This is a genomic window from Lentibacter sp., from assembly GCF_965658795.1.
Lineage (GTDB): Bacteria > Pseudomonadota > Alphaproteobacteria > Rhodobacterales > Rhodobacteraceae > Lentibacter.
Genome location: NZ_CBFHTG010000033.1, coordinates 1 through 8766 on the forward strand (window position 1 = coordinate 1; position 8766 = coordinate 8766).

At 55.5% G+C, this 8766-nt stretch carries 8 protein-coding genes and 1 rRNA gene; 5 read left to right on the plus strand and 4 right to left on the minus strand.

Annotated features, from left to right (window positions below):
- Positions 1-84 precede the first annotated feature (84 nt).
- Genes ACTG3X_RS14200 through dgcN form a run of 3 tightly spaced genes read right to left on the minus strand, consistent with a single transcriptional unit; the run spans position 85 to position 2936 of the window.
- Positions 85-948, minus strand: coding sequence for a D-amino-acid transaminase (locus tag ACTG3X_RS14200; RefSeq protein WP_439111934.1), 864 nt, complete (start codon positions 946-948; stop codon positions 85-87).
- A gap of 8 nt (positions 949-956) precedes the next feature.
- Positions 957-1922 (minus strand): N-acetyl-D-Glu racemase DgcA, encoded by a 966-nt coding sequence (dgcA, locus tag ACTG3X_RS14205; protein ID WP_439111935.1) that lies wholly within the window; start codon positions 1920-1922, stop codon positions 957-959.
- 9 nt (positions 1923-1931) lie between these two features.
- Positions 1932-2936, minus strand: coding sequence for an N-acetyltransferase DgcN (gene dgcN, locus ACTG3X_RS14210; protein WP_439111936.1), 1005 nt, complete (start codon positions 2934-2936; stop codon positions 1932-1934).
- Positions 2937-3203: 267 nt separating this feature from the next.
- Here dgcN and ACTG3X_RS14215 point away from each other — a divergent pair, with 267 nt between their 5' ends.
- From ACTG3X_RS14215 to ACTG3X_RS14235, 5 genes are all read left to right on the plus strand, one after another.
- Positions 3204-4163, plus strand: coding sequence for an L-malyl-CoA/beta-methylmalyl-CoA lyase (locus ACTG3X_RS14215; RefSeq protein WP_439111937.1), 960 nt, complete (start codon positions 3204-3206; stop codon positions 4161-4163).
- 286 nt (positions 4164-4449) lie between these two features.
- A complete protein-coding gene (locus tag ACTG3X_RS14220) occupies positions 4450-5874 on the plus strand; it encodes a circularly permuted type 2 ATP-grasp protein (protein ID WP_439111938.1) in 1425 nt (474 codons plus the stop codon).
- A 1-nt stretch (position 5875) separates the two neighbouring features.
- Entirely contained in the window at positions 5876-6817 is a 942-nt protein-coding gene (locus tag ACTG3X_RS14225) for an alpha-E domain-containing protein (RefSeq protein ID WP_439111939.1), read from the plus strand.
- Positions 6817-7614, plus strand: a complete 798-nt coding sequence (locus ACTG3X_RS14230) for a transglutaminase family protein (RefSeq protein ID WP_439111940.1) — start codon at positions 6817-6819, stop codon at positions 7612-7614. Before ACTG3X_RS14225 ends, ACTG3X_RS14230 begins: the two co-directional genes overlap by 1 nt.
- 34 nt (positions 7615-7648) lie before the next feature.
- On the plus strand, positions 7649-8380 hold the full coding sequence (locus ACTG3X_RS14235) for a peptidase (RefSeq protein ID WP_439111941.1): 732 nt from the start codon (positions 7649-7651) through the stop codon (positions 8378-8380).
- Positions 8381-8652: 272 nt separating this feature from the next.
- Here the strand turns inward: ACTG3X_RS14235 and rrf are convergent.
- Positions 8653-8766: ribosomal RNA gene (rrf, locus tag ACTG3X_RS14240) — 5S ribosomal RNA — on the minus strand.

Sequence of the window (8766 nt, forward strand, 5' to 3'; positions counted from 1 at the left end):
CCCCCCCCCCCCCCCCCCCCCCCCCCCCCCCCCCCCCCCCCCGGGTCGGATTTCGCAAAGCAAAACCCGACCTTGGTCAGTATCTCAGATCGCTTTCTTCAGACTTTCATCCAGATAGATTTCGCGCAGGCGCTTGGCCACAGAACCGGGCGTTCCGTCGCCCAGTGCCACACCATCGATCTCCACAACAGGCATCACAAAAGCACTGGCTGATGTGGTAAAGGCTTCGTCCGCCTCTTTGGCTTCATCAATGGTAAAGCTACGCTCTTCCACGTCCATCTGCGCCTCTTTCGCAAGGCGCAACACGGCCGCGCGGGTGATCCCGTGCAAGATGTCATTTGAGAGCGCGCGGGTGATGATCTTGTTGCCCTTCACGATGTAGGCGTTGTTCGAGGTGCCCTCGGTCACAAAGCCGTCCTCAATCATCCATGCATCATCACAGCCTGCTTTCTTGGCCATCATCTTGCCCATCGACGGGTAGAGAAGCTGCACCGTCTTGATGTCGCGGCGGCCCCAGCGGATGTCTTCAATAGAGATCACTTTTGCGCCCTTCTTCGAGGCCGCGCTGTTGGCCAAACCCGGCTTGCTCTGCGTAAACAGAACCAGCGTTGGCGCTGTTGTCTCAGGGTCGGGGAAGGCAAAGTCGCGGTCGCCGTCAGAGCCGCGTGTGATCTGCAAATAGACAAGGCCTTCGTCAATCTCGTTCACACGCACAAGCTCGCGGTGAATCTCCAGAAGCGTGTCCATGTCACACGGGGCGCGCATATCCAGCTCGCGCAAGCTGCGCTCAAGGCGCACGGCGTGGCCTTCAAAATCAATCAGCTTCCCCCCCAGAACCGATGTCACCTCATAGACCCCGTCAGCCATGAGAAACCCGCGATCAAAGATCGAGATTTGCGCTTCGTTTTCTGGCACATAGGCGCCGTTTACATAAACTGTGCGTGTCATGGCGTGTCTTATCCCCAAAGTTCTCTTGCAGGCGCGTGAACGCCCAGTTCGTCAAAATGAAGTGGCGTGGCGCGGTCTTCGGCCAGAAGGAGCGGCCCGTCAAGATCGGTCACTGTCGCACCTTGTGCCACAAGCGTCGCTGGTGCCATGGCAAGCGATGTGCCCACCATACAGCCAACCATAACCCCGTAGCCCTCGGCCAATGCGGCCTCTTTCAAGCGCAGAGCTTCGGTCAGACCGCCTGTCTTATCAAGCTTGATATTCACAATGTCATACTTGCCCTTGAGCTTCGGCAAACTTGCTCGATCATGCGCACTTTCATCTGCACAGACAGGCACAGGGCGCTCGAGACCGATGAGGCCCTCGTCGTCACTGGCGGGCAAGGGTTGCTCGACAAGCGAAACGCCAAGGCGCTGCAAATGTGGTACAAGGTCGAGGTAGACCGCACGCGACCAGCCTTCATTGGCGTCGATAATAATCCGCGACTTTGGCGCGCCTCTGCGCACCGCCTCAAGGCGGGGCATGTCATCAGGCGTGCCAAGTTTGATCTTCAGAAGCGGGCGAAAGGCGTTTTTCTCTGCCTGCGCCTGCATGGCCTCGGGCGTATCAAGCGAAAGCGTATAGGCCGTAATCTCGGGCTTGGGCGCGGGCAGCCCGGCAAGCTCCCACACACGTTTGCCAGAAGCCTTTGCCTCCAAGTCCCACAAGGCGCAGTCAACAGCGTTGCGCGCCGCGCCTGCGGGCAAAAGCTCATAAAGCGCTGCGTGGTCAAACTGCGCAGGCAGGCCTTCAATTTCGGCCGTGACAGACTCGAGCGTTTCATCATAGCGGGCGTAGGGCACACATTCACCCCAGCCGCTATGATTACCGTCCTGCAAGCGCACAGTCAGCACCTTGGCATCGGTGCGTGAGCCCCGCGAGATGGTAAACACCTGCGCGAGCTTGAAGCTTTCGGATGTGACTGTGATCTGCATCTCTTTGCCTTAGCTCATGGCCGCAAGCGCATCAACGAGCTTGCCTGCACCATAGCGGTACGGGTCTGTCGCAGGCAGGCCCAGCTTCACTTCGATATCCGCCAGATAGGCGCGCGCCGCGTCATCATCCATCAGCTGCGTGTTGACCGCATAGCCGACAACTTCGCAGGCGGGGTTGGCCACACGGGCGAGCTGAAGCGCCATGTCGCGCACGGCCTCAAGGCTCGGCAACGAATAGCCCGGCAAGCCGCGCATATGCTCACGCGTTGGCTCATGGCAGACAACAAGCGCGTCAGGCTGGCCACCATGGACAAGCGCCATGGTCACACCAGAGTATGAGACGTGAAACAAGCTGCCCTGGCCTTCGATGATGTCCCAGTGATCGTCATCATTATCAGGTGTCAGCCATTCAATAGAGCCCGCCATAAAGTCGGCGATCACCGCGTCAAGCGGTACGCCATTCCCTGTGATCAAGATGCCTGTCTGGCCCGTGGCGCGGAAAGTAGATTTCATCCCGCGGGCTTGCATTTCTTTATCCACGCAAAGCGCTGTGTACATTTTGCCAACAGAACAATCTGTCCCCACGGCCAACATGCGCTTGCCTTTACGCTTCACACCACTGGCGATGGGGTAGTTTACTTCAGGCACGCGCACGTCGTGCAGCGAACGGCCCGTTGCCTCGGCTACAGCCACAAGATCAGGCTCATCCCGCAGAAGGTTGTGCAGGCCAGAGGCGAGGTCAAACCCCTCTTCGAGCGCCATCACCAAGACTTTTTTCCACTCTTGGCTGATAATCCCGCCACGGTTGGCCACGCCAATCACGAGCGTCTGCGCGCCAGCTTCTTTGGCTTCCTGAAGCGTCATATCGGCAAGACCCATGTCAGCCTTGCAGCCCTCCATCCGGAACTGGCCAACAGCGTTTTCAGGGCGCCAGTCTTTGATGCCTTGCGCCACTTTGGCCGCAAGCTGGTCTGGCGCATCGCCCAGAAAGAGAAGGTAAGGTGTTTTGATCATGGCTAAGCCCCCAATGGTTTGGTGAAAGCTTAGCGAAGCTCCTGCGAAAGGCTTCTCATATATATTAATATTGAGTCTATTTTTTCAAAATCCTCCCGCATTTTACCCAAATGTTAGAAGATTCTTCACCTAGAGCCCAGAATCAAACATCTGCGCAGCGCAGCACGGTTTATGCCGCAACTGCAAAGATGCCCTTGCGGATAAGGTCGCAATTTAATATCCAATCAACGAGCAAAAACGCAACTTCATTACCCGAAAGGTGCCCCCATGAGTTTTCGCATCCAGCCACAGGCCCCCAAGCGCCCAAACCGCTGCCAATTGTTCGGCCCGGGCTCCAACACCAAGCTTTTCGCCAAAATGGCCGCCAGCGACGCGGATGTGATCAACCTCGATCTGGAAGACTCCGTCGCCCCCTCCGACAAAGACACCGCCCGTGCCAATGTCATTGAAGCGATCAACACAATCGACTGGGGCACAAAGCACCTGTCTGTGCGCATCAACGGCCTTGATACGCCCTACTGGTACCGCGATGTTGTCGATGTTCTGGAGCAGGCGGGCGACCGTATCGACCAGATCATGATCCCCAAGGTCGGTTGCGCCGAAGATGTCTACGCCGTGGACGCTCTGGTCACAGCCATTGAAGCCGCCAAAGGCCGCAAAAAGCCCGTCGCCTTTGAAGTCATCATCGAAAGCGCCGCAGGGATCGCGCACGTCGAGGCCATCGCTGCCTCCAGCCCGCGCTTGCAGGCCATGAGCCTTGGCGCGGCCGACTTTGCCGCCTCCATGGGTATGCAAACAACAGGCATCGGCGGCACGCAAGAAAACTACTACATGCTGCGCGAAGGCACAAAACACTGGTCTGACCCGTGGCACTGGGCGCAAGCTGCTATCGTTGCGGCCTGCCGCACCCACGGTATTCTCCCGGTCGATGGCCCCTTTGGCGACTTCTCTGATGATGAAGGCTACCGCGCCCAAGCGCTCCGCTCGGCCACCCTTGGCATGGTCGGCAAATGGGCTATCCACCCCAAGCAAATCGCACTGGCCAACGAAGTCTTCACGCCCTCCGAAGCCGCAGTGGCCGAAGCCCGCGAGATCCTTGCGGCAATGGACGCCGCCAAAGCCAATGGCGAAGGCGCGACTGTCTACAAAGGCCGCCTCGTCGACATCGCGAGTATCAAGCAAGCCGAAGTCATCGTCGCACAAGCCGAGCTGATTGCAGCAAGCTAACCAGCCCTACCCGGAAGCAAACGGGCGCCCCAAGGCGCCCGTTTTTCATCATAGCGCGTGATCTCAAGCTATGTGGGCAGCCAGTCCCGCTGAAGCTCCCCTTCCCCTCTGAAAATGCAGCTCTACACCTTTGCACCCGCAACAGGTGCCTCAGACGTAAGCACTTTGCCTAAAATTATGCATACAGGCTCCAACGAGCGCCTAAAAAACCAGCAGAAATGAGTTTCCCTTTTGCGACACAAAAATGTTGCGTTGCTAAGCCACCGCGCCCCACTAAGCTTAACCCATGAAAACAGACCAGTTGCCCTTTAGTGAAATGTACGCTTCAGGAGCGCCTCGCTCCCCATATTCAACTTATGATGAGTGGTTTGCGACGCAAAACAACGCCCGTCTCGCAACAAAATCGCAAGAGGCTGAAGCGTTTTTTCGACGGACAGGCATCACCTTTAATGTTTACGGTCAACAGGATGCCCAAGAGCGGCTTATCCCCTTTGATCTCGTGCCGAGAATTATCTCGTCACGCGAGTGGACAAAGCTGTCCAAAGGCATTGAGCAACGCGTTTATGCGATCAACGCTTTTCTACACGATCTCTACAACCGTCAGGAAATCTTGCGTGCGGGTGTTATCCCGACCAAGCTGATCGCGCAGAATGAAGCCTTCCTGCCTCAGATGATTGATTTCAGCCCGCCAGGAGACGTTTACACCCACATCGTCGGCACAGATATTGTTCGGACTGGCGAAGACGACTTTTTCGTCCTTGAAGATAATGCGCGCACGCCTTCAGGCGTAAGCTACATGCTGGAAAACCGCGAAACCATGCTCCAGATGTTTCCCGAGCTGTTCAGCAGCATCCGCGTCCAGCCTGTCAGCGACTACCCTAAGAACCTTCGCCGCTCACTTGAGGCCTCGGCACCAGCGAGTTGCGTGGGGCGGCCCTGTGTCGTGATCCTCACACCGGGGATTCACAACTCCGCCTATTACGAACACAGCTTTCTGGCCGACCAGATGGGCGTAGAGCTTGTCGAAGGTCATGATCTGCGCGTGGTCGACGGCTATATCGCAATGCGCACAACCAAAGGCTACAAGAAGATCGATGTCATCTACCGCCGCGTCGATGATGAATACCTTGATCCACTGACATTCAATGCAACGTCAATGTTGGGCGTACCGGGAATTATGGATGTTTATCGCGCGGGTAATATCACCATCGCAAATGCCCCCGGCACTGGCGTGGCCGATGACAAGGCTGTCTACAGCTACCTCCCCGATATCATCAGGTTCTACACTGGAGAGCCTGCTATTCTGAAAAATGTCGAGACATATCGTTGCTCAGAAGAAGACTCGCTCAAATATGTGCTTGATAACCTTGCCGAGCTGGTGGTGAAGGAAGTTCACGGCTCGGGTGGCTACGGAATGCTCGTTGGTCCGGCCGCAAGCAAAAAAGAGCTGTCGGAGTTCGCCGCCAAACTGCGCGCAACCCCTGAGAACTACATCGCACAGCCGACACTGTCGCTTTCAACAGTTCCGATATTTACGGAAAGTGGCCTTGCGCCGCGCCATGTTGATCTGCGGCCTTTCGCGCTCATGTCGCCCAAGGGCGTGGATATTACGCCCGGCGGATTGACACGCGTAGCGCTTACCGAAGGCTCTCTGGTTGTCAATTCAAGCCAGGGCGGCGGCACCAAAGACACTTGGGTATTGGAAGACTGACATGCTAGGCAAAACCGCAGGAGGACTATACTGGATGTTTCGCTCGCTTGAGCGGGCCGAAAACACGGCACGCCTGATCGAAGCAGGCTTTCGCATTGCATTAACCCGCTCCACCAACGCGCAAGCTGAATGGCAATCGGTGATCACGACACTTGCGGCACAGTCAGCCTATGAAGCGACCTGCGACGGGTATGACAGTGCGCAGGTGGTCAATTTTCTACTCCGGGAACCGAGCAATCCGAGCTCGGTTCTGTCAGCCATCAAAACCGCCCGAGACAATGCCCGCATGGTCAGAACCGCATTGACCACAGAGGTTTGGTCCTCGGTCAATGAAAGCTGGATGCTCTTCACCGAGCTCCTGAAAGACGAGATTCCGCAGACAGAATTGCCCGCTGTCCTCGCCACGATCCGCCAGCAATCAGGGCTGGTGCGCGGGGCTTTGCATGGCACCATGCTGCGCAATGACATCTATGATTTCTGCCGTCTGGGCACGTTTGTAGAACGCATGGACAACACAGCCCGGATTATCGACGTGAAATACTATTCGCTGCTGCCGTCTCCCTCTTTCGTGGGCAGCCGTCTGGACAATGTTCAATGGGAAACACTTTTGCGCTCCGTTTCCGCTCACCGCTCGTTTAGGTGGGCTATAGAGGAAGATTTTACCGCCCCGGCGATCGCTGAGTTTCTTATTCTGGATCGCCGCATGCCAAGGTCTCTGGCCTTCAGCGCTGGACAAATCGTCAAAAGCTTGTCGCACTTGTCCGAAGACTATGGCCATGAACGGCCCTCAAACAAGATGGCCGATATCCTGCGCGCACAGCTTGTAGACCGCCACATTGACACGATCTTTGACGAGGGGCTGCACGAATTTGTCAGAGCGTTGATAGACAACACGGCCAACCTCGCAAAACAGATCGAAGTTGACTATAGGTTCACCGCATAATGGATCTCAGCATCAGCCACACAACAGAATATGCTTACAGCAGCCCCGTAGACTACGCGCTGCAAAAGGTGCGCCTCTATCCCTTGTCTTCCCCAATGCAAGAGGTGACAAAGTGGTCCGTTGACGTAACAGGCGGCAAGATCGAGGACAGCTATGTTGATCACTTCGGCAACCACGTCGATCTGGTGAGCATCACCCCCGGTGAGACGACGTTGAGCATTCACGCAGGTGGACACGTTAAAACACTTAGCAACACAGGTGTACTGGGCCGGGCTTTCGGGCGGGCGCCACTCTGGCTGTTCCAACAGCCGACACAACAAACGATGCCAGGAGCGGCGATCAGAGCGTTGCCACGTATTTCGGCAGACGAAGGTCACCAGCTCGCTGACTTACACACGCTATCGGCGGCGATCATAGAAGCGCTTCCTTATAAGACAGGAACAACGGCAGTAGACACCACTGCAGAAGACGCGCTGCAAAGTCACAGTGGTGTCTGTCAGGATCATGCACAGATATTTGTGGCTGCTGCTCGGCTTTCAGGCCTGCCAGCGCGCTATGTCAGCGGCTACTTGATGATCAATGAGCAGGTCGCTCAAGACGCAACGCACGCTTGGGCAGAAGTCTGTCTGGAGGGTCTTGGCTGGGTCGGATTTGATGTATCAAATGGAGTATCGCCTGATGAGAGATATGTGCGTATCGCCGTTGGGCGCGATGCACGAGATGCTGCCCCCATAGAGGGGTTGCGGATGGGCAGTGCCGAGGAAACACTCATGGTATCTTTACAAGTTCAGCAGTAAAGAAACGATAAGACTTCATTGTAGGTAAAACCGAATGACATATTGCATCGGAATGCGGCTCGAACGAGGCCTCGTTTTCATGGCGGACACGCGCACCAGCGCCGGCGTTGATAATTTTGCCGTCAGTAAGAAAATGTTTAGCTGGCAGGTTAACGGTGAGCGCGCGATTACGATCATGACAGCGGGCAATCTCGCGACAACACAGTCGCTCATCAGCCTGCTGGAAGAACGCTCTGTCTCGGAGTCCGAGCGAAACCCCAGTATCCTGCGAGAGCCGACGATGTTTCAGGTCGCAAGGCTTGTTGGCGCCACCTTGCGCGAGGTAATCGAAGACTCTTCGCCAACAGGCCAGACTTCAGCTGATCACTTTGGGGCATCAATCCTGCTCGGCGGTCAGATCAAAGGCGGCAAACCGACAATCTTTATGATCTACCCAGAAGGAAACTTCATCGAGATTACCGCAGATACGCCGTTCTTTCAGATTGGTGAAACAAAGTATGGAAAGCCAATCCTCGTACGCGCTTATGATCCCAAGATGGATTTCGCCGATGCAATCAAGCTGTTGCTAGTGTCATTCGATTCTACAGTGAAATCAAACCTCTCGGTGGGGTTGCCCTTCGATCTGCAAGTCTACGAAAACGAGTCTTTTGAGACAGGCCGTACAAAACGGATATGCGAAGACGATGAAGTCTATAGGACGATTTCTACAGGCTGGGGCAATGCGCTACGCGATGCCTTCCAGCTGCTGCCAAGCTACAAGCTCTAAAGCCAGCACACAGCTCTCATATCTAAGCCGTATTGCCCTCGCGTCTTTGGGGGCACGCATAATATTTGATATTATTGATTATTTTGCTCATGGTTTGGATTGCGCTTTTGTGTTTGTGTTGGAGCGCGTTAAATCACATTAGAGCTTGGTTATTAAGGCGTTTGGGTACAACAGACTGTTTCAGTTGTGTCGCGTGGTGTGATTTTGGGTTTTTGGAACATACGTAAGAGAGATACCGCATTTGCTTAAAAATGCTTGATAGACTTTATTAGGTTTGGCGGTGACCTACTCTCCCACACCTTAGGATGCAGTACCATTGGCGCAACAGCGCTTAACGGCCGGGTTCGGAATGGAGCCGGGTGTTTCGCTTGTGCTATGACCACCAA

Bases quoted from the DNA above. Each gene is read 5' to 3' on its own strand.
- ACTG3X_RS14200 (WP_439111934.1), bottom strand. From the start codon at position 948: ATGACACGCACAGTTTATGTAAACGGCGCCTATGTGCCAGAAAACGAA.
- dgcA (WP_439111935.1), bottom strand. From the start codon at position 1,922: ATGCAGATCACAGTCACATCCGAAAGCTTCAAGCTCGCGCAGGTGTTT.
- dgcN (WP_439111936.1), bottom strand. From the start codon at position 2,936: ATGATCAAAACACCTTACCTTCTCTTTCTGGGCGATGCGCCAGACCAG.
- ACTG3X_RS14215 (WP_439111937.1), top strand. From the start codon at position 3,204: ATGAGTTTTCGCATCCAGCCACAGGCCCCCAAGCGCCCAAACCGCTGC.
- ACTG3X_RS14220 (WP_439111938.1), top strand. From the start codon at position 4,450: ATGAAAACAGACCAGTTGCCCTTTAGTGAAATGTACGCTTCAGGAGCG.
- ACTG3X_RS14225 (WP_439111939.1), top strand. From the start codon at position 5,876: ATGCTAGGCAAAACCGCAGGAGGACTATACTGGATGTTTCGCTCGCTT.
- ACTG3X_RS14230 (WP_439111940.1), top strand. From the start codon at position 6,817: ATGGATCTCAGCATCAGCCACACAACAGAATATGCTTACAGCAGCCCC.
- ACTG3X_RS14235 (WP_439111941.1), top strand. From the start codon at position 7,649: ATGACATATTGCATCGGAATGCGGCTCGAACGAGGCCTCGTTTTCATG.